16 protein-coding genes and 1 riboswitch are annotated in these 22336 nt (G+C 35.6%); of the genes, 15 read left to right on the top strand and 1 reads right to left on the bottom strand.

Features of this window, described 5'->3' with window-relative positions; genetic code table 11:
- Window positions 1-162: 162 nt before the first annotated feature.
- Together glmS and CYJ37_RS25095 are read left to right on the top strand one after the other, a co-directional pair.
- Window positions 163-1965, top strand: coding sequence for a glutamine--fructose-6-phosphate transaminase (isomerizing) (glmS, locus tag CYJ37_RS25100; protein ID WP_101552813.1), 1803 nt, complete (start codon window positions 163-165; stop codon window positions 1963-1965).
- Between the two features lie 857 nt (window positions 1966-2822).
- A complete protein-coding gene (locus CYJ37_RS25095) occupies window positions 2823-3404 on the top strand; it encodes a CBO0543 family protein (protein WP_101552804.1) in 582 nt (193 codons plus the stop codon).
- A gap of 1624 nt (window positions 3405-5028) precedes the next feature.
- On the opposite strand, the gene CYJ37_RS25090 is transcribed toward CYJ37_RS25095, so the two are convergent.
- A complete protein-coding gene (locus CYJ37_RS25090) occupies window positions 5029-5355 on the bottom strand; it encodes a YnfA family protein (protein ID WP_101552802.1) in 327 nt (108 codons plus the stop codon).
- 489 nt (window positions 5356-5844) lie between these two features.
- Window positions 5845-5908: riboswitch (Fluoride riboswitch) on the top strand.
- 54 nt (window positions 5909-5962) lie between these two features.
- Here CYJ37_RS25090 and crcB (CYJ37_RS25085) point away from each other — a divergent pair.
- The 13 genes from crcB (CYJ37_RS25085) to CYJ37_RS25025 all read left to right on the top strand — a co-directional run bounded on the left by crcB (CYJ37_RS25085) (window position 5963) and on the right by CYJ37_RS25025 (window position 22332).
- Entirely contained in the window at window positions 5963-6349 is a 387-nt protein-coding gene (crcB, locus tag CYJ37_RS25085; RefSeq protein WP_101552800.1) for a fluoride efflux transporter CrcB, read from the top strand.
- Window positions 6346-6705 carry a fluoride efflux transporter CrcB gene (gene crcB, locus CYJ37_RS25080; protein WP_101552798.1) on the top strand — a complete coding sequence of 120 codons (360 nt, stop codon included), beginning with the start codon at window positions 6346-6348 and terminating at the stop codon, window positions 6703-6705. The genes crcB (CYJ37_RS25085) and crcB (CYJ37_RS25080) overlap by 4 nt, the downstream gene beginning before the upstream one ends.
- Before the next feature lie 272 nt (window positions 6706-6977).
- Window positions 6978-7826, top strand: coding sequence for a TnsA endonuclease C-terminal domain-containing protein (locus CYJ37_RS25075; protein ID WP_101552796.1), 849 nt, complete (start codon window positions 6978-6980; stop codon window positions 7824-7826).
- Window positions 7817-9976 carry a Mu transposase C-terminal domain-containing protein gene (locus CYJ37_RS25070; protein WP_101552794.1) on the top strand — a complete coding sequence of 720 codons (2160 nt, stop codon included), beginning with the start codon at window positions 7817-7819 and terminating at the stop codon, window positions 9974-9976. The genes CYJ37_RS25075 and CYJ37_RS25070 overlap by 10 nt, the downstream gene beginning before the upstream one ends.
- Window positions 9969-11621: an ATP-binding protein gene (locus CYJ37_RS25065; RefSeq protein WP_101552792.1), complete on the top strand. Its 1653-nt coding sequence runs from the start codon at window positions 9969-9971 to the stop codon at window positions 11619-11621. Before CYJ37_RS25070 ends, CYJ37_RS25065 begins: the two co-directional genes overlap by 8 nt.
- Before the next feature lie 6 nt (window positions 11622-11627).
- A complete protein-coding gene (locus CYJ37_RS25060) occupies window positions 11628-13517 on the top strand; it encodes a TnsD family Tn7-like transposition protein (protein ID WP_101552790.1) in 1890 nt (629 codons plus the stop codon).
- A gap of 525 nt (window positions 13518-14042) precedes the next feature.
- Window positions 14043-14759 carry a type II toxin-antitoxin system PemK/MazF family toxin gene (locus CYJ37_RS25055; protein ID WP_101552788.1) on the top strand — a complete coding sequence of 239 codons (717 nt, stop codon included), beginning with the start codon at window positions 14043-14045 and terminating at the stop codon, window positions 14757-14759.
- 217 nt (window positions 14760-14976) lie between these two features.
- A complete protein-coding gene (locus CYJ37_RS25050) occupies window positions 14977-16167 on the top strand; it encodes a hypothetical protein (RefSeq protein WP_257964307.1) in 1191 nt (396 codons plus the stop codon).
- Window positions 16167-17189: a hypothetical protein gene (locus CYJ37_RS25045; RefSeq protein WP_101552784.1), complete on the top strand. Its 1023-nt coding sequence runs from the start codon at window positions 16167-16169 to the stop codon at window positions 17187-17189. Before CYJ37_RS25050 ends, CYJ37_RS25045 begins: the two co-directional genes overlap by 1 nt.
- A gap of 343 nt (window positions 17190-17532) precedes the next feature.
- The gene (locus tag CYJ37_RS25040) at window positions 17533-17898 is read left to right on the top strand and encodes a hypothetical protein (RefSeq protein ID WP_101552782.1); all 366 of its coding nucleotides are present in this window, start codon (window positions 17533-17535) and stop codon (window positions 17896-17898) included.
- A 319-nt stretch (window positions 17899-18217) separates the two neighbouring features.
- Window positions 18218-19417: a phospholipase D family protein gene (locus CYJ37_RS25035; RefSeq protein WP_101552780.1), complete on the top strand. Its 1200-nt coding sequence runs from the start codon at window positions 18218-18220 to the stop codon at window positions 19415-19417.
- A gap of 172 nt (window positions 19418-19589) precedes the next feature.
- Window positions 19590-21143 (top strand): type I restriction-modification system subunit M, encoded by a 1554-nt coding sequence (locus CYJ37_RS25030; RefSeq protein WP_101552778.1) that lies wholly within the window; start codon window positions 19590-19592, stop codon window positions 21141-21143.
- Window positions 21136-22332 carry a restriction endonuclease subunit S gene (locus CYJ37_RS25025; protein ID WP_101552776.1) on the top strand — a complete coding sequence of 399 codons (1197 nt, stop codon included), beginning with the start codon at window positions 21136-21138 and terminating at the stop codon, window positions 22330-22332. The genes CYJ37_RS25030 and CYJ37_RS25025 overlap by 8 nt, the downstream gene beginning before the upstream one ends.
- Window positions 22333-22336: the final 4 nt, after the last annotated feature.

The following is a 22336-nucleotide window of genomic DNA, read 5'->3' as shown; positions in this document are numbered from 1 at the left end:
CCGGTTGATCAAGCACAACCGAAAATCCTTCTTTAAAGCATCAAGGCAACTTGGTGGACAAAGAGAGGGATATGCTCTGAATAAACAAAAACTAGAGATAAGGGGGCAAGTATGCCCTCTAAAAAAGGCTTCTTGCCCCCTTTATTGGGAGGACACAGAAGTATGTGCGGAATTGTAGGATATATCGGAAACAGTGATTCAAAGGAAGTATTGCTAAAAGGCTTGGAAAAGCTTGAATATAGAGGCTATGATTCAGCAGGCATCGCCGTCATGAACGAAAACGGCGTCCATGTTTTCAAGGAAAAAGGCCGCATTGCCGACCTGCGCAGCATCGTTGATGGAGATGTGGAAGCCCACACCGGGATCGGACACACGCGCTGGGCGACACATGGCGTACCGAGCAAAAAGAATGCCCATCCTCACCAGAGTGCAGGCGGGCGCTTCACGCTCGTACACAACGGCGTTATTGAAAACTATGACCAGCTGAAGCGCGAGTTCCTGAGCGGAGTAGAGCTTCAGAGCGACACTGACACAGAAGTCATCGTTCAGCTGATCGAGCTGTTCGTAAATGAAGGAGAAGCAACAGAAGATGCTTTCCGCAAGACGCTGCGCCTGCTGAAGGGCTCTTACGCTTTGGCGCTCCTTGATGAGCAGAATGATGAAACAATCTTTGTAGCGAAGAACAAGAGCCCGCTCCTTGTCGGCCTTGGCGACACATTCAATGTGGTTGCGAGCGACGCAATGGCTATGCTTCAGGTGACAGACCAGTATGTCGAGCTGATGGACAAAGAAATCGTCATCGTCAAAAAGAACGAAGTCATGATCCAGGATATGGACGGGCAGATCATTGCCAGAAATCCTTACACAGCAGAGCTGGATGCCAGTGATATTGAAAAAGGCACATACCCTCACTATATGCTGAAGGAAATCGATGAGCAGCCGCTTGTGACACGCCGCATCATCCAGAAATACCAGAATGCAAGCGGGGAGTTGGTCATCGACCAGGACATCCTTGATGCGATGAATGAAAGCGACCGGATCTATATCATTGCAGCTGGTACTTCTTATCATGCCGGCCTTGTCGGCAAGCAGTTCATCGAAAGAATGGCAAAAATTCCGGTAGAGGTCCATATTGCCAGCGAATTCGGCTACAATATGCCGCTTCTGTCAGAAAAGCCGCTATTCGTCTTTATTTCACAGAGCGGTGAAACAGCTGACAGCCGTGCCGTGCTTGTAAACATCAAAGAGATGGGATATAAAGCACTGACAATCACGAATGTACAGGGATCAACCCTTTCCCGTGAAGCTGACTATACACTGCTTCTTCATGCAGGGCCGGAAATCGCGGTTGCTTCAACAAAGGCATATACTGCCCAGCTGGCTGTTCTTGCCATCCTGGCAGAAGTAACAGCGAAGAGCAAAGGGCTTGGATTGCCATTTAACCTGGTTCAGGAGCTTGGAATCGTTGCTAATGCTATGGAGGTCCTCTGTGACGGCAAAGAAGAATTTGAAGCGATTGCCCGTGAATACCTGGCAACAACACGCAACGCTTTCTTCATCGGCCGCGGTATTGACTTCTATGTGGGCCTTGAAGGCTCACTGAAGCTGAAGGAGATTTCTTATATCCAGGCTGAAGGCTTTGCCGGCGGAGAATTGAAGCACGGCACCATCGCCCTGATTGAGGACGGTACACCAGTCATTGCCCTTGCTACACAGGAAAGCGTCAACCTGAGCATCCGCGGAAACGTTAAGGAAGTTGTATCCCGCGGCGCCAACCCATGCATCATCAGCATGAAGGGGCTTGAGCAGGAAGAAGACCGCTTCGTTATTCCAGAAGTAAATGAATTATTAACACCTCTTATCTCTGTTATACCATTGCAGCTGATCTCTTATTATGCTGCCCTGCACCGCGAATGCGATGTAGACAAACCGCGCAACCTGGCTAAATCAGTTACGGTTGAATAAGCGGATTTAGGATTATATATCGTTTTGTCAAATCAAAATAATGTTTGCAGAATGAGAAGAAAGTCTGCTTAAGAAGAAAAAAGTTTGCACGAAGCCTCATGAATGTGTCCAGTATATTGGATATATTCACGGGGTTTTTTAATGTAGAAAAGTGGTAGTATAGAGGTGTCCTTCAAGGCTTAAGGTTTCCCTTACGGGATAATTAACCCTTGAATAGGTATAAGCAGAGGGGGCGTTCCTCTCTGAAGGGATACAGACGGGCAACCAATCCAATCAACGAGTGGCACACTCTGTAACGTTTAAAACGCTCCATGTGGTTTAAATCCTATAGGAAGATAAATAAATAAATATATAAATATTTTGGGATAGGTCGTGTAAGAGGAATCCACCAGATATCGGGTTCCTGTTTGTTTAAAGTGTGGATATCACTGTATGACAACCAACTCCTGCAGAGGTTTCCCGATTGCCTGTAGGATTCAAGGTTTCTCATATAGAGAAGTAATCCCTGCCTAAGACATCTTTTTATAAAGGGAACAATAGAACCAAGTGAAAAATGTAGTAACAGGTGTCACCGTAAGGTGCCTTATGCGTTCACTTTCTTATACGCACAGTTTAATGTAAGAAATATCAATTAGCCTACCAAAATACCCTTAGAAAAATATTACAATTAACCAAGTTATTAAATATGGCTTTAAATAAAATGCCATTTGGCCAATGAGTAAAATTGTTATTCCCCTTATAAGTAATCACTCCCTCCCACATGCAAGTTAATAATTAAGCATGAATAAAAAAGGAAACTTTTAATCAGAATAAGATAGCATTACCCTCTAGGTTCAAGGAATAAAGGAGTTACTTAAATGAGTGAAGAACAGAGAAGTTTTTTTGAGAAAATAATTGAAGACTATGAAAACCTAATGCAAGAAGGTATTGATTATTGGCTTGAATTTTCATCCATAGATACGTGGCAGTTTTGGGTTAATGTTGTAATCCTCATTCTGCCTTTAATTTTAATATGGTTTTTAATTGATAAAAAGAGGGCATTATTATTGGGATTCTACGGTTTTAATGTGCACGTTTGGTTCACATACATAGACAGTATTGGTGTTAATTATGGAAGTTGGGGATATCCATATAAGGCGATTCCGCTATTTCCCGTTAGTTTTGCCTTAGATGTATCATTAATACCAGTTGTGTATATGTTGGTTTATCAATGGACTTTAAACCATAAGAAAAATTATTATTTATATTTAACGATAACAAGTGCATTTCTTGCATTTATATTTAAACCAATCTTGGTGTGGTCAGGCTTGTTTATTTTATTGAAGGGGTTTAATTACTTTCATTTATTTTTGGGTTACTTAGTCATTATGTTGGTATCTAAATGGATAACCAATATATTTGTACATTTTCAAAGAAATGAACCGAAAACAAGTATCTGATGTTTTTATGAATAATTAATCATAGGTCATGTAGGAAGTATAGAAATCGTAAGATGTCCTATAACTTCCTGTAGTCTAAAGTGGAGGCAAAGTATAACATGAGGCTAATAGATTAGTCTAAGAATCGGGAAACGTATCTACGATACCTCTTCTCGGCTTTTTTTTTAGAGAAGGAAGGGGGGTGGACGCTTCCTGCATAAGTACAGCACAAGGGACGTTTCTATGTTTCACTAAAGGGAGCATAGCACCGACTGGATCAAGGGAAGCACACATCCAGAACTATAACATGCTTCAGACAGAAACTCGCTCATAAAAAATAAATAAAAATAACTAATTAGAAAAGGTAACGTGTTAAGTATGGGAATGACGGTGGTATAGGAGAAACCGTAAGGTATAGTAGTGCGTCCTGTTACCGCAGTTTACAACTCTCTTTTATATTTAGTAACTGTATAAAGTAGGGGAGGAGGGAACCAGACTATGTATGAGGCTGATGGGTTAGACAATCGAATCGGGAACGTATCTTTGATATCCCTCCTTGGTTTTTTTATTTGGAGGGACGGGGTGGGTAATTCCCACATAAGTACAGCATAAGGGATGTTCCTGTATCCCGCTGAATGAGGAGCACTAGAACCAATCCAATTAAGGGAAGGCCACGTCCAGCAACGTGTTATACGCTTTAGACAGAAGCACACGCCCATAAAGATGTAAATAAATAAAAAAATAAATAATTAGTCATAGGTCACGTGGTAAGTAGGGGGATGGTGGTGGAACAGGAGAAACCGTAAGATATAGAAGTGTTTCCTGTTACCGCAGTTTACAACTCTCTCTTAGTAACTGTACAAAGTAGAGGAGGAGGGAGCCAGACTATGTATGAGGCTGATGGATTAGACAATCGAATCGGGAACGTATCTACGCTATCTCCCCTCAGTTTTTTATTTTGAGAAGGACTGGGTGGTAATTCCAACATAAGTACAAGACAAGGGATGTTTCCATGTCTCACTGAAGGGAGCATTAGAACCAACCCATTTAAAGGAAATCCACGTCCAGTAATGTGTAATACGCTTTAGAAAGAGGTACTAGCCCATAAAAGAATAAATATATAAATAATTAGGAATAGGTTACTTGGTAATCATGGGAATGATGGTGGTATAGGTGAAACAGTAAGGTATAGTAGTGTGCTTCATCTTTCAAGGGAAGTCCACGTCCATCAACGTATAACAGGCATCAGACAGAAGCACTCGCCCATATAAAAATAAATACAAATAAATAATTAGGTGATTGGTAACGTGGTAAGTAGGGGAATGACGGTGATATAGGAGAAACCGTAAGGTACTATGTATGAGGCTGATGGATTAGACTATCGAATAGGAAACGTATCTCCGATACCTTTTTTCGGTATTTTATTTGGATAAAGGTGAAATACAGAAAACCCTTTCTCCTCAATCCTTAATTCACCTTATAAGTCTTAGTTCTATTTTGAAAAGAAGAAAAAGAGTAAAAGGAAAATGAAGAATTTAGGGGGATAGTCGTCATTGTATGGCTTTCTTTCAAACTCACACCTATACGGTTCAGGACACCCCCTTCGTTCGTTGATTCCCCTTCAATGTATTCTTATCTTTTTACTCTATTGGCGAGGTGCAAATAACATTATTGAAACACCCACTAAACATATACCAGCGCCTATCCAATCGTATAAATCGGGTGGTTTTTTATCAATACCCCATCCCCACAATACAGAAAGAACGATAAATACTCCTCCATAGGCAGCATATACTCTGCCGAATGATGGGAATGTTTGAAATGTGGCAATAACACCATATAACGCCAAGGCTATTCCTCCGAAAACACCCCAATAAAATGGCTTACCTTCTCTTAACCATAGCCAAATAAGATAACCTCCACCAATCTCTGCAAATCCAGCAAATATAAACAATACAATTGCGTAAAACATTTAAGCCCACCCTTGATAAATTAATTGACATGGTAATTATACCGTATCCCAAAGGTAGTAAAGAACTGCATTACCATAGAACAATCAGAAGGCTAGAATCGGTTGTGGTACAGGGGTCACCGTAAGGTGCCTTCATGAGGTTTAGGTGACTCCCTTTGTTTGGTGATCTCTCCTCTATGTTTAAGCAAACTTTATTCTTATCTTTTTTATATATTGAGTTCATTTACGGGTGAAAACGGTCAAATCTTTGAGCATACTTTATTCTCATGAAATAAGTTGGATAATGCCCTTGAGGTCAGATATAGCAAGGGATGGACGTGTTTACTAGTTTCGGCAAACTTTATTATAATTTAACATAGTTACAGAAACTAAAATTCAGGAATATATGTCAAATCTAAAAAAATGAAAATAATGTTTGCTTAAAATCATAAAAAAGTTTACTTAGTTGACAGTACCCAATAGATTGCTAATAATGAAATTATTAGCACTAATTGAAAAGGTGATGGAGTTCACCACAAATCGTCGTATTAAGGCTAATGACTCCTGTCGAAGATATAGGTACCCCTATGCCTTTGGCAGGTTTTTTTTATTAAGGAAGGTGATTTAATTGCGGTTGTTATTAGTAATAGTTGGTGGCTTTTTCGGTGCTATATGTAGATATGGATTGGGAGAATGGGTCCATGTAGATAATGGCCTTCCTTTAGGCACCTTATTGATAAATCTTATTGGGTGTCTGTTTCTGGGTTGGTTCCTAACATTTATGAGCAAAAAGGGCAAAAACAGTGAACAATTCACTTTAATTGTTGGGACAGGATTTATAGGCTCCTTTACAACCTTCTCAACATTTTCAGTAGAGACCATTCAACTTTTGCAAGAGGGCTTTGTAGTTATTGCATTATTTTATGTCTTAACATCAACAATATTTGGTTTAATTATGGTCTATTTGGGCTACCGAATGGCATTGTTCCACGTTGAAGTAGGTGATGTAGAGTGATTTGGTTAATAGGTGTAGGTGGTTCATTGGGTGCAGCCACTAGATTTTTATTAGGTAAATTTATAAATAAAAAGGTACAAAGGTTTTCCCTATTTCCAACGGGTACTTGGGTTATTAACATTACAGGTTCATTTTTGCTTGGATTCATTGCGAACCTCCATCTGACACACCAAATTCATGATTCGTTATGGTTTCTTTTGGGAGTTGGCTTCTGTGGTGCATATACGACTTTTTCTACCTTTGGATATGAAACTATAACTTTAATCGGATCAGGAAAAATTAAAATAGCAATAATTTATGTAACAACATCAGTATTTTTAGGTGGTATTTCAGCAACGATAGGTTTAATTATTTAAACGGTTCTATGCCTTTTACCCTTATAAAGAATAAACAGAGAACCTCATGGTTGTATTTTTGTTAGAAATGCATTCATGGAGGTTTTTTTGTGTACTTTTTTACAAAGTCAAAAACCTATTTTATTTAGGGTAACAAGATTGAGAATAAAGTTCTCTTAAACTCATAAAAAAGATTGCTGAGGATATTGAATGTGTCTAGCCGGCCCGTTAGAATCGAGTTACTAAAAATTCACTAGAGTACTAGATACTTATCGCAGTAGAGGATGTGGAATATGACTAAACGTAATCAATCTTGGAGTGAGAATAAATATAATCGGTTTGTTAAAGAAGGAAGGGGACAAGGAGCAGGTAAAGAATATAAACCGTGGTTGACCATTCAGGATTTCCCTTCTATGGGAAGGGTATCTCGAATATTAGGGTGGAAGAGTGGTAGAGTACATCATTTATTTTCAGATTTGCAGGCTCGCTATTTTTATATGTTGGAGTGGCAAGATACAGTTGTAGACATACGAGAACATTTTCCCCTACTGGATCTTGAAGATACAATACAACAGAAATCAGATTTGAAATTCAAACTATTTACGGATAAGGAAAGTGGATACCCATATACACTAAGCACTAATTTCCTAATAACGATAAACAGAGCCGATGGTAATTTGTATTTAGCAAGAAGCATAAAGATGGCTTCGGAACTTGAAAAGAAAACGACATTGGAAAGGTTAGAGATTGAACGCCGATATTGGACGGAAAAAGGAATAGACTGGGGAGTTATTACTCAAAAGGAAATTTCTAATGTGCTTGCAAAAAATATTGAATGGGTGCATTCCTGCTTATATTCATATGCTGAAAGAGGCTTTACAAAGGATGAACTGATTTATTTAGGTAACGCCTTAGTAGAAAGATTAATAGATGCCAAGCATTCAATTAGAAAGATAACTTCCGAATTTGACAAGGAGTTTAATTACGATTCAGGTACAGGATTATTTGTGTTCAAGTTCTTAATTGCTTCAAAACAGATTGGAATAGATATGACTAATCAAATTGACGTAAATCTATCAAATCCAATTATTGAAGTAAATCCACGAATTACGCATGAGGAGGCTGTAAGAAAATGCTTGTAGTAAATAAACTTATTTCCTTTACTACGTCAGGAAACGAGAAAGTAGTTGAAAGGATATTATGGCTTAATAAAGCACATGATTATGGGTACTTTTTCAATATTTATTCCACCTCTCAACCCTATGAAAGGAATATTTCTGACGTAGAAGACGGGCTAAACAAGGGGAGCATAGTTATTGTTGAAAAGGACCCTTTCAGACGGCTGATAAATGAAAATGATATTCCTGAAAAGCATCTGTCCTTACGTGACTGTGCTTGGGAAATCATAAAGGACATTGTGAAATTGGAGCCATTTGTTTTCCACTCAACTGAAAGAAGAAAATTAATACTAAAAAAATGTGAAGCACACAATGTCCACGAGAGTACTGTTATACGCTATTTAAAAAAGTATTGGCAACGTGGTAAAACAAAAAACTCCCTTTTACCTGACTATTATTTGTGTGGAGGTAAGGGTAAGGAAAAGAAGGCTAGTGAAGTAAAAAGAGGGAGACCTAGAAAACATGGACAAGTAACTGGCGAAGGAATAAATATTGATGAAAATATCAAGAAAATATTTAGAACGGCTATAAACAAACATTATTACTCTTCTGCAGAAAAGTCCATAACCCTTACTTATGAATTAATGTTAAAAGAGTATTTTAGTATGGATAGTAAGGTGAAAGGGAAAGTTGAAATACCCATTATAAAATCCTTTGGAGATTTACCATCACTATATCAATTCAGGTATTGGTTTGAAAAGGAAAGAGATATCAAAAAAGAAATTAGCCAAAGAAAAGGTCGGAAAAATTATGATCAGAATCATAGAGCAATTATAGGTGAGTCAACAACAGAAGCACTAGGTCCCGGTGCAGTTTATCAGATTGACGCAACAATTGGCGACTTGTACCTGTTATCAAGATTTAATCGTGATTGGATAATTGGACGACCTGTAATTTATTCTGTAATGGATGTTTATAGCAGAATGATTGTTGGTCTATATATTGGATTGGAAGGTCCATCTTGGGCGGGTGCAATGATGGCTTTGGCTAATGCTGCTTCTGATAAAGTTAGTTTTTGTCGGGACTTCGGAATTGAGATTGAAAAACATGAGTGGCCTGCCGAACACCTTCCAGAATCTATTTTGGCTGATCGGGGGGAATTAGAGGGAAGTAAAGTTGAGCCCTTAATTAATAACTTCGGAATAAAAATTCTGAATACACCTTCTTACAGGGCTGATTTAAAAGGAATAATTGAGCAACAATTTCGGGTAACCAATACAAGAACGAAGGCCTTTCTACCGGGTGCTGTAAAGCCAATTAAAGAACGTGGGGATCGTGACTATCGTTTGGAAGCACAATTGGATATTTACCAGTTTACTCAAGTGATTATTAAATGTGTTTTATATCATAATAATCAACATTATCTTACAAACTATCAGCGAGAAGAAATGATGGTGGAGGACGAAATAGAGTCAATTCCAATACAACTCTGGGAATGGGGGATAAACAACAAATCAGGAAAGTTACGTCATGCTTCGGAAGATGTTGTAAAACTCAATCTCATGCCAACAGGCAAGGCTACTGTGACTGCAAAGGGAATTGCGTATAAAGGGTTACTCTATGGTTCAAAACAGTCATTAAAGGAAAGATGGTTTGAAAAAGCACGGAACCGGGGCACTTGGAAAATTGAAATAAGTTATGATCCAAGAAATATGGATTATATATACTTACGGGATGAAAATGGTTTGGGTTTTGATAAATGTTTTTTATTGGAACATCAACAACGTTATAAGGGCAAGGTAGTTGAAGAAATAAATTATTTACTAGAATACGAGAAACAAAAGGAAAGGCAACACAAGGAGAAAACAATACAGTCAAAAGTTGATTTGAATACTGAAATCGAAGAGATTGTAAAACAGGCCAAAATGGAAACATCTCAAAAACAAACGGATGTAAGCAGTAAAAGGAGCAGAATAGGCAGCATTCGGGAAAACCGTGCTGTTGAAAAAATGATTCAGCGTGAAGAAGAGGCCTTTGAATTAAATAAAGTTAATATAGAAAACACTAAGGTTGTTCCTTTTAATCAATCTGATAGTAACGAATTTATGGGGGATACAGGGTTTGATTTGTTGTTGAGAAAGCAGAAGGAGGCCTTAAATAAAAAAAATGAATAAAGTTATCATTCCAAACGGTTGTGATGCTGTTGTTGCTAGATACGGGGAACAGGTTATCAAGGAATATAGTGGGAATCCTTTCATTGAAGCACTTCCTTCAATCCTCTCTACAGAAGAAGCGATTGAAAAAATGGCTATATATGCTGAATACAATCCAAAAGAAAGAATGCTAGATAAACATTATCGAATTCATTTGGTTCAAAGATTATTCCAATGCTTTCAGCCGTTATGGATACACTTGGATTTGGAAAGTAGAATCTCTAGGGTAATTCGACAGGGATATTTGGCAAGAAATCCTTTTCGGCCCGGGTATGCGCAGGGCTTGCAGGAAGGACATCGAAATATCAAGGGCTTGCAAAGTGAATTAAGCAATAACAGTGTTTTTAGAACAACCGCAGCAGGTTTTACTATAATCGGTGTGAGTGGCATGGGAAAAACAACTGCTATAAATAGAATTTTATCCTTATACCCTCAAGTTATTGTCCACAAAGACTATAACGGAACAAATTTCAGTATGTATCAACTTGCATGGCTTAAACTCGATTGTCCTTTTGATTCTTCCTTGAGAGGATTAGCATTGGAATTTTTCCGTAAGGTAGACGATTTGTTGGGAACAGAGTATCACAAAAAATTTGGTCTAGGTAGAAAAACAATAAATGATATGCTGGTGATTATGTCTCAAATAGCAAGAAACACAGGGCTTGGTGTATTAGTTATAGACGAGATTCAGCATTTAAGCAAAGCCAAAAGTGGTGGAGATCAAAAGATGCTGAACTTTTTTGTAACACTAGTTAATACAATTGGAGTTCCAGTTGTATTAGTAGGAACACCCGCTGGATTGTCTATTTTGCAAAGTGAATTTAGACAGGCAAGACGGGGAAGTGGTCAAGGAGATATGATTTGGGATAGGTTGAAAAACAATCAAAACTGGGAGTTATTGATTAATGCACTTTGGGGTTATCAATGGACAAGGAAGCAGATTCCTTTAACAGATGATTTTAAAAATATCCTGTATGAGGAAAGTCAAGGTATTATTGATATCGCGGTAAAACTCTATGCCATGTCTCAAATTGAGGCCATTATGACTGGAAAGGAAGGAATAACACCGGAATCAATTAGTCAGGTGGCTAGTAAGCATTTACAACTTGTTAAGCCAATGATTCAGGCCTTGAAGTCGGGCGACATTAGTAAGATTGCAAAGTTTGAGGATATCAGTACAGTGGATGTAGATTTTTTAGGATTTATGGATAGAGAAAGGGCTTCTATTGATTTGCAAATGAGGATGGAGGCAATAAAAAGAACGCAAAAGAAAAAAGAACAAGAAATGAGTATTTCAATAAAAGAAAAGGCAATTTTGAAACTTATAGAATTGGATTTTGAACCTACCGAGGTTCAAAAGGTTGTAGAAGAAGTTACTGAAAAGGAGGCGAATTTGGATATCAACGAACTGGTTGTTAAAACCATACAGGGTATATCCGCTTCAACTAAACGAAATAAAAAGCGAAAGAAAGAAGAATCTTTTGTAGAGAATGATATAAGAATCTTAGTTGTGGAAGGTCGAAAGGAAAACAAAACAGCCTATGAAGTTCTTGGTAATGGTGGTTTTATCAAGAGTTATGAATGTGATTTTGGCAAGACAGGGTGATGTGAAATGATGACATTCTTTCCTGTGCCGTATAAAGATGAACTTTTATACAGTGTTTTGGCGAGATACCACGTTCGTAGTGGAAACGTCAGCATCAAAGCAACACAAAAGGATATATACGGAATAGACAGTATTACAGCAATAATGGACTTACCTTCTCATATATTTCGTATTATGGAAAACCTTCCTGTTGGACACCGCTATACTTCCGAATACTTAATTACAAACCATACACTGTATCCATTCTATGCTGCATTCCTTCCTGTTGGACATGCCGCTAAGGTTAAAGAGTCTATGATTGGGGACACTGGGGGCAGTATTTACAATAGGATTGGTTTAATGGCAAGTTCAGTTAAGTTTAATCAATACTTTAAATTTTGCCCCAAATGTGCCAATGAGGAGATGTATAATCTTGGTGAATTGTATTGGCATAGAATTCATCAAATACCGGGAGTTCTTGTTTGTCCAGAGCATAATATCCCATTGTATGATAGCCAAGTACCTGTTAGGGGTTATAACAAACATGAATATAGATTAGCCACTCCTGAGACTTGCAAAATAAATACACCTGAAATGAATTACGCTGATAAAATCACGGACAAGGTAATCAATTTTACAGAAGATATTGAATTTCTGTTAAATAATAGTGTGGCAAATAAGTCATTGAATTGGTTTAAAGAGCAGTATTTAACTAGGTTAAAAGAACTGGGTTTTGCAACTGTAAATGGTAGGATAAAACAAAAGGAGTTATTAAGGTCTTTCCTAGATTTTTATGGCCATAGATTACTGGAGATAATGCAATCGAGTATTGATAATTATAACAACAATTGGTTAAATGACATGCTCCGTAGAAACAATAGGACAAGCCATCCTATAAGACACCTATTACTTATTCAGTTCCTTGGAATATCTATTTCTGATCTTTTCAATAAAAAAGTCGAATATAAACCGTTTAGAGAGAAACCATGGCCATGTTTGAACCCTGCTGCTAGTCATTATTTAAAGCCTGTCATTACCGACATGGAATTAAAGTATGGCGTGGATAGTAAAAGTCCCATAGGGATATTTAGGTGCAATTGTGGCTTTGTTTATCTCAGAACAGGCCCTGATCACAATGATGAAGACAGATACAAAAAAACAAAGGTTAGGGAATATGGACCGGTATGGGAAGCCAAATTAAAACAACTTACTGAACAAAGGTTAAGTTTAAGGGAAACAGCAAGGCAATTGGGAGCAGATCCAGTCACAGTCAAAAAATATGCTAAGAAATTAGATTTAAAAACGTATTGGATAAAAAGAAGTGAGAAAGTGGAAAAAGGTAAAAGTCCCATTAAGCAGGATTCTACTGTTGAGAAGAGAGATGGATATAGAGGAGAATGGCTTAATCTAAAAAAACAGTATCCTAGCAAAAGTAAAACAGAATTACGACAACTTAATAATAGGGTCTTTACATGGCTGTACCGAAATGATAGAGACTGGTTGAATAGGAATTCTCCTAAATTAAAATCAATAGCCAATGATAATTATAGGGTTGACTGGGAGCGTCGGGATGAGGAAATTTACAATAATGCATTAGTCGCAGTCAATGATATGTTATCTGTCGGGAAGCCTATACGTATTACGATAAGTTCAATAGGAAGCAGAATAGGAATTAGACCATTATTGGAAAAACACCTCGATAAATTGCCAAAAACAAAATGGTATTTGGAGGGGAAAACCGAGAGTATTAAAGATTTTCAAATTAGAAGGTTACAATGGGCAGTAAAGGAGTTACAGGATGATGGAAAGGACTTATCTTTATGGAGAATCTTCAGGAAGGCTGGGATCAGGGAAAACTTTCAGAAAGAACTTATGGAAGAAGCCATAAAATTAGTTATTGGACAAAACGATATGTAATTATAGATTGACACATATCTTATCGTGATAATTCTGTAAACAGTAAATTAGCACAATGATAAAGAGCAGGATGGAAGTAAAGTAATTCTCTATCCTGCTTTTTTTTATTCCTTTTTTCCCTGTAAGCATCTTATTGCAATGTTCTCCTAACTTATATAAATCCCTTAAAAATGACGGAAAAAATGCCTTTGTAATCGAAGTTATGGGCTTTGCTATGTAATGGTATGGGCTTGAAATAAATCCCGTTTAAATGGCATTTTCTGCTACAAATAAAGGTCATTTGGTACTTACGGTCTAAGAGAGTATTATGCCCTGTGCTTAGATTGCATTTTTAAGGGAGAAGCATATTAGGTATCTTACAATGGCGTAATCCCCGACCGAGATTATTGTTTTTCGCATTTTCATATTCAGAAATCCCATTTATTGTAACTAGGCTCTACATATCTGGAATTTTACTTTAAGGAACATAGTATTTAAGAGTATAATAGAAAGGAGAAATATATATTTGAAGTGGGAGAGGTCGGTTTGCGTACAAATAAATACAGAACAAAACTGAAAGGTTTTAGGGGAATTTCAAATGAAAATATACCTAAGATGCATGAAGATATAGAATTAATAAAAGATACTAACGAACTCCTATCGGAATTATTTAATGAGATAGTGAAGAAAAATCAATACTATGGTATTCGTTGGTTAATGGGGCTAGAGAGATACGTAAAGGACCAATCTAAGCGTATATCTCACGTCTTTAGAAAAAACCTGTCGAGGGGCCATATAGTTGAAGTAGAATTGTTTGGGCATTTTAATAGAGAACTAACATTTTTACATCCAGCAGTGGTTCTTTATGATAATAATAAAGGGCAACTTCTTGTTGCACCGATTTCCTCAGGAAAACATGGAGATAACGATCCCCTTCATATAGATGTTGATTCTGCCGATGGATTGAAGCATGGAAGTGGTATTTGCTTAGAGGCTATTCGCGGAGTAGATAAAAATAGGATTTTATATCAACATGAAAAAGACGGTAAAAAGGCAAAGGTTAGACCAGAAGTGCTCGATAAGATTGATTTAGTAATCATGGAGCATTTTATGCCAAATATGTTTCATATATACTCTGAAACAAAAGGTAAGTTAGTCGAGGAGCAACAGAAAAATAAAGCGTTAATTGAAGAAATTGAAATATTGAAGGAACAATTAAAACAAAACGCTTATCAAACAACGGCTGCTACAAAAGAAGAATAAAGTATTGCAATTAATTGGAATATGTAGTACACTATTGGTGTATAATATAGTATGTTGTGCCTTAGCGCACCGCGTAATCGAACGCATTCAATGTTTGGGAACATTGAGTCCTAGCACTCCGCGCAACTGAGCGCACCGTTCCCATGGAACCCTCTTCATCATCGTATGAGGAGGGTTTTTACGTACATAGAAGTGTATTATTAGGGGGAACATTAAAGTGGAAGTTCAATGGAAGTCTAGAGAAGATGTATTTAATTACCTCGAAGAATACTCCCAAAGTACAAAAGAACAAATTGATAATTATAAAATGAAAAATACACTCTTAAAATCATATGTCTTTGAAACATTTGATGAGAGTCTTTTTGGTTCTGAGGTTGTTACAAAAGGGTTATTGGACTTAAAAAATTTATTTGCAGATAGCAATCACTCAATTCAGCAAATAGATGAGGAACTATTTTCCTTATACGAAAGTGATAAATTAATTGGGTTTATTGAACAAATAAATTCGCGTTTTTGTACATTATTTACAACAGAATCCTCTAAGTATTCAGATCATCTTGCACGGTCATATGTTAAAAAGTCCACAATTTTGGATTCATTATGGATCTCTGGAAAAATGTATGACAACTTTTTGGAGGAAATTACATCATACCATCATCCTGAACGCTTCACAAAAATGAAATTTGAGTTTAATGCTATGTTTGAGAAGAATCACCTGAATAAAGATGAAATCATTGAACATAAAGTCTCGTCAGTATCATTGGTAGAAGAGTTAGGTGGAATTGTTGATAAACTACAAGGAGTTAGACAATATTTTTCTTCTTTCCATTCAGTAGGAAGTTTAAGATTTCCAAGTCATGTTGGAAAAGGTGGTCATGATGTATATCAAAATGGAAAGTTTACAAATCGCTCTGATAGTTTTTCTGACCATCGTATGCAATTGAAACAAATTGTTTCAATCTATCAAAATATGACTGAGCGCTTGGAAAAGAAAACATGGGTAGAAGTAGAAAAAGTAAAGAGCAAAGATAGTCCAATCAATAATTCATTTAAGGCTAGTCCTGTTACAATTAGATTTAGTAAACCGTTAAGTACAAACGTATTTAATAATTTTGTAGAATTTACCTTTCCCAAAGGTAGAGAACCATTTAAAATTTATGGAGAAGTAAAAAGAATTAATGAAGAACGGGTTCATATTTACGGGGTAGACCTTCACCTTTGGCAAAACGTTGTTCTGGATTTAAGTCTCGTAGAATTTATTTTATTTCTACCAAAGGGTACATGCGGGAATACAATACATCGTTTAGTAACAAATATTCAGAAGTTCTTAGACCCACAAATTGATGTATTTATTGGTGACGTTCCCTATGAAAGCATACTAAACCAAGTAATAGGAGGTAAAGATTAATGAAAACGGAATTATCTCCATTATTTCAATTGAATTTATTAATACATTTAAGTTTGCCCTATCCTAACGGGTCTAATTTTTATCCGTATTTTAATAGACAAGGTTATACTTTAAAACATATTGAAAGGCCAATTCCTCTTGAACCGGTAAGTATAAAAAAACTTAGAGAAGTTTTTGGACAAAAAAAGGCAGTGACACCTGAGGTAATTTTATATAAAGATATTGATAAAGAGTACCTATTAATTGAATGTAAAGTTCGTACCTTTGATGTTGATTGGAGTCATCATGGAACAAGACAGGCTGCTGGATATTTAAGTCTTACACCCAATCATTTAAAGGACTTTTTTGGATTAGAAAGTAAGTCAAAAATAAATGCCAAAATTGTTTACGGTGTTACTCAGCAGAAACAACAAAAAATGTCTCATACATTGCAATCTATAAGCGAAACAGTTAAGGATAAGTTAGGACATGCTATGGACCATGAAATTTTTGGGATTGAAATTAAGTCTGATGGTCTATATCTTACTGTAAGAAAAGGGGAAAGAGTAGAGAGTTACAAGGTAATCAATGAAAAAACTTTGTTAAACAATGGTTTAATTTATATTGTCCCAGTTGATATTAATGGCCAGTTAGAGAAAGAGAATGAAGATATTTTACAAACACAGGTACGAAATTCTTTAAGGAGTGTTATTGGAAAAAATATTGGATCAAATCCTTTTTCTTTTAATAGCACAAACATTTGTGAAAAAATAAACCCCGTTTGGGGACAATTACCCGCTCCGTTTAAGCAGAAAATGAAGCGATGGGTCCATAATTATATAAAAGAAATTATCGAACAAATTGTTCAAATGGGGATAAATATTACAATTCATGAACAGAATTATACGTTTGGATCTGTTGAAGAGAAAAAGGTAAATAGTGTAAGGAGATACCTTCTTTCAGAAAGATTCCTTGAAACTGGGCAGCATATTTTTGAAAACTATGAGCAAATGACTATGGATGAATTTTTAGATGTTGTCTAAGATTGTATTATGATAAAAATGATTAGGTAAAACAATTCAATTATTTTATTAATACATTTTCGTGGAAATCAACAGGATATATAAAAGCCGTTAATTAACAAGTTCCCATACACTTGCTTATTAACGGCTTTTTCATACATCTATAAGAATGGTTTTTCAATAGTATTTAAATTACCAAAAGTCAGTGGTAAATAGCCTCTTAAATCAATTTTAGGGATCAAGGTAATACTAACCATTTGAAACATTTTTTCACTGTACGTCTACCAATAAAAGCAAGGTTTTTCCTTCATTATCTTGAAGAGTCGCATGTATAAATTTTCAAAAGATAATGGAGGAGATGAACATGCAACAAACAAATCACTCAAGAAAAGTAATGGAAAATGAAATTGTTGAATTCCATCATGAAGATTACCAATTTATTATTACACGCTTTAGAAAAATCAACTGGAAACAATACAAGGGGTTCGCTCAATATCAGTATTTTTTATTTGTATTCGACAAAAGGTTAGCAAAGGTTAATAAGGAGGACTCTTTAACCGAAGTTTTCAATACTGAGATTAGAGACAATGTTTTTGAAACCTTTGAAAACCTTACGCAAAATATAGATGCTATTTTGAGCGAGTATATTCTAGATGAGGATGCGATCTTAGAGTGTTTAAATGTAGTTGAAAAATTGAACCCCATTTATTTGGACAAAGACGAGGAGTGAAATCCTTGTCTTTTTGATTGCTTAAATTGCTAGATAAAATCAAAAAATGGCTTATAGTTTATTTATCTTAAAAAGAAATAATTGAATTTCACTATACCTCACAACCTAAGAATAGACCTAAATAAGGGGGAAATAGCCCCAAAATGGCCTCTAGAATGTGTTTTTTACAAGCCTTAGTGTGTTTGTATGTCCAAATGATTAATGATTGTTTAACCCCTTCTAAATATGTATATTAGCCTTCTAATTCTTTAGGAAAATCCCACCAGATTGAATATAATATAAATAATAAGTTCTTGTTAAACCATTCGGGGGTGGCGAAATGTCAATCAATCTTATTAGTAAGGATTTTGGGGAAAAGTTTTATAGTTTGCTAGATTCAACTGAAAAGAAAATTAATATTATTTCACCTTTTATAGGGCTTAAAACAGCGTTTGGTTTGGCTGAGTGGATAGAGGGTTTAGACGATATTAAGTGTTGTATAATTACTAGATTCAATAGGGAGGAATTTATAAGAGGTGCAAGTAGTATTGAGGGATTAGAGCATCTTGTGAGAGCAGGCGCTAAACTTTATGCATTACAGGATTTACATACAAAGTTATATATTTTCGATGATCAATCTGTAATAATGGGATCAGCAAATTTTACTTTTAATGGGTTTTATAAAAATCATGAATTTGGTCTATATATGGAAAATGAAAGAGATTTTACTAAACAATGCCAAGATTATTTTGATGGCCTACTTAATAAACTGACATCAAATGGAGATTGGCAAATTTCACTGGATAGAATTTTAAAAGAAAGACACTATGTGAATATAAGTGTAAAAAATCTTAAAGGCAAAAAGGGTATGAATGAGTATAATATTGCTAAATGGGGAGCAGTGTTAAATGATGTACCACAGCCAACACCAACTGATAGCAAAGAAAATGATATCCTAGAAGATGCTATTAGCGATATTTCGATTAGTAATGGAAAAACAGGGATATGGCTCAAGTTTGAAGGAACTAGTCAAGATAGAATACGTAATGATGAAATTTATCTTAATAGAAAAAGAAGAATAAATGAATATGTAAACAGAACATTTTTTCCAAAGAAGCCAACTGGTATTAAGACTGGAGACACTATCTTTTTAACTGTTGTTAGCAAAGATAAAGATGATAATGAAGTCCCGATTATTATTGGCTATGCGGAAGCCAGAGGTTTTACCGAAAACAATAAAATAGATGATACCGACAGTAGATATCTAAAATGGAATAAAAGATTTCCCTATTATATTGAATATACAAACGGAAAGTTTCTAAATGATAGAATTATGTATGGTATTTCATTGAACGAGTTATATAGGGAATTAAACCATAAGGTCTATCCCGCTACAGTTAATCAACCAAATATACGAATTGAAAACATAAAGAAAAGACACCATCAAAAATCACATTTACAAATAACAGAAATCGCAAAAGAATATTTAATAAAGAAACTTAATCTTTTATTTGGAAAACACGGGTATGAAGAACTATAAAATTTATATATTTCAGCCTCTAAAAGGACAGAAAAATTATTCTGTTCTTTTTGTTTTTCAGCAATATACATTGAAATAAAGGTATTTCTATTTTGCAAAGAACTGGTTTAAAGTTATGATAAAATAGTAGGTATATGGAAATATAAAGAAGTTTAGGTCGGAGGTTTCAAAATTGACTGTTAAAGCAGATATAGAGTTCCAGAAAGACTTATTTGATGCAGCAAATAAAATGAGAGGGAGTGTGGCTCCTTCTGATTATAAACATTATGTTTTACCTTTAATTTTTTTAAGGTATTTATCGAATAAATACGAGCAACGACGTAGCCAATTAGAACAAATGGTTAAAGATCCCGATAGTGATTGGTACACGGAAGACAATGATATACAGATGATAATTATTGAAGACCATGATCAATATAAGGCTGAGAATGTATTCGTTGTTCCAGAGGAAGCACAATGGTCTTATATAATGTCAAATGCAAAACAGCCCAATATTAAAGAAATATTGGATAATGCAATGAAACGAATTGAAGAGGAAAATCCCGAATTAGAAGGAATGCTACCAAGAACTTTTCATGGCTCTAATCTTCCTGCTGAAAACATTACAGGGCTAATAGAAATATTTTCTCGAGAAATTTTTAGTGCTAGAGCAAGTGAAAGTGTGGATGTATTAGGTCGTACTTATGAATACTTTATAGGCTCTTTCGCCTCTTCAGAAGGTAATCGTGGTGGAGAGTTCTTTACTCCATCAAGCATAGTAAAACTACTCGTAGCAATGCTTGAACCAATAAGTGGAAAAGTCTTTGATCCCGCTTGTGGTAGTGGTGGAATGTTTATACAGAGTGAAGAGTATTCCCCACGTAAAAACGCTCTCTCTTTCTATGGGCAGGAGAATGTGACAACAACTGTTCGATTAGGAAAAATGAACGTACTACTGCATGGAATAAATGCAGAGATTCGCTTGGGTGATTCTTTGCTAAACGATCAATTTCCAGATTTAAAAGCCGATTTTGTTATTGCTAACCCCCCATTTAACCAAAAGGACTGGGGAGCAGAGCGTGTCGCAAAGAACGATCCACGTTTAATTGGTCCAGTTACAAATAGCAATGCTAACTATATGTGGATGCAACACTTTTTACATCATCTTAATGATAATGGTACTGCCGGATATGTAATGGCAAATGGGGCAATGACTACAAGTGTTAAAGAAGAAAGGGAGGTCAGGGAACGTTTAATTGACGATGGGTATATTGACTGTATTGTTCAGTTACCTGAGAAACTATTTTTTACAACTGGGATTCCATGTTGTTTATTCTTTTTAAGTAAAAACCGTGATGGTAAAAGTGATTTCAGGAATCGTAAAAATGAAATTTTATTTATTGATGCCAGAAAACTTGGTTCTCAGGTTAGTCGTAAACAAAAAGCCCTAGCAAATGAAGAAATAAATAAGATTGCCTCTATATATCATTCTTTTAAGAATAAAAAATCAAATGGTTATGAAGATATTTCTGGTTTTTGTAGAGTAGCAGAATTAGAAGAAGTAAAAATGAAGAAGTATAAACTAACTCCGGGTATTTATGTAGGAACGGAAATTGAAGAAAATGATGATGTTCCTTTCGAAGAGAAATTTGTAGAATTAAATCAACAACTCTTAGAACATTTTGAGGAGTCTAATCGCCTGCAACAGTTGGTTAAAAGGGATTTGGAGGATTTACTTAATGAGTAACAATTGGATTAGAATGGAAATAAGAGATGTAATTCTAGACTTATTCGATGGTCCTCATGCAACTCCTAAACCTTCAGAAACAGGACCTGTATTTTTAGGTATTAAAAACATTACAGAAGAAGGAAGAATCGATCTAACTGATGTTAGGCATATCTCTTATGAAGAATTCCCCAAATGGACGAAACGAGTTACTCCAAAGGGTGGAGATATTGTGTTTACTTATGAAGCAACATTAAATAGGTATGCAATGATTCCTAAAGACTTAGAGTGTTGCCTAGGAAGAAGAGTAGCATTAATTCGCCCTGATAAATCAAAAATATATCCAAAGTTCTTATTTTATTACTTTTTTAGTCAAGACTGGAGAGAAACCATTGAAAAAAATCTTTTGATGGGTTCTACAGTTGATCGAATTCCCTTAAGTAATTTTAAAGACTTTAATATATCTGTACCAACATATTCGATTCAAAAACGAATTGGTGATATTCTTGGAAATATTGATGAGAAGATTCGAATTAATTTAAAAACCAATGAGATTCTAGAAAAATTAGGACAAACATATTTTCAAGGGTATTTTATTGATTATAAGTTAAACCAAAATTCAAATTTCAAAAATTCAGAGTTAGGATTAATACCTAATGGATGGAAAGTAATTAATCTTAGGGATATATTTCAATTTGAAAAAGGCAAGAAACCCAAGGAATTAAATACAGAAAAAGGTGAATCTAATTTACCATATCTAAATATTGAGGCATTAAATAGTGGAATTCCACAGCAGTTTGCCAAAGGTGAAAGACTAGTTTTTGCTGATCATAGTGATCTCCTTATGGTAATGGATGGTAATAGTTCTGGTACTATATACTCAGCCTATAAAGGTATTGTGGGTTCTACTTTATCTAAATTGAAAATTAAGGATAATAGTATATCTCCTTACCTATTATATTTTGTTATTAAATATCATGAAAGCAATATTAGATCAAATTTAACTGGGTCAGCAATTCCACATACGGATAAAGATTATGTATACTCCATTCAGTTTGCAGTTCCAACCGATGATTTGCTGATAAAAATGAATACGGTATTCAAAAATATACAATTACAGATTCAAAAAAATAAGAATGAAAATATTTATTTACTAAATCTTAAAAACCTTTTAATACCTCGATTATTTTCTGGTGAGATAAATTTTTAATGAT

Origin of the sequence: Bacillus sp. UMB0728 (assembly GCF_002858875.1) — a bacterium.
In the GTDB taxonomy this organism is placed as follows: domain Bacteria; phylum Bacillota; class Bacilli; order Bacillales; family Cytobacillaceae; genus Bacillus_AB; species Bacillus_AB infantis.
Note: the sequence above shows the minus strand (reverse complement) of the source record. Positions and strands in the feature narration are given on the sequence as shown.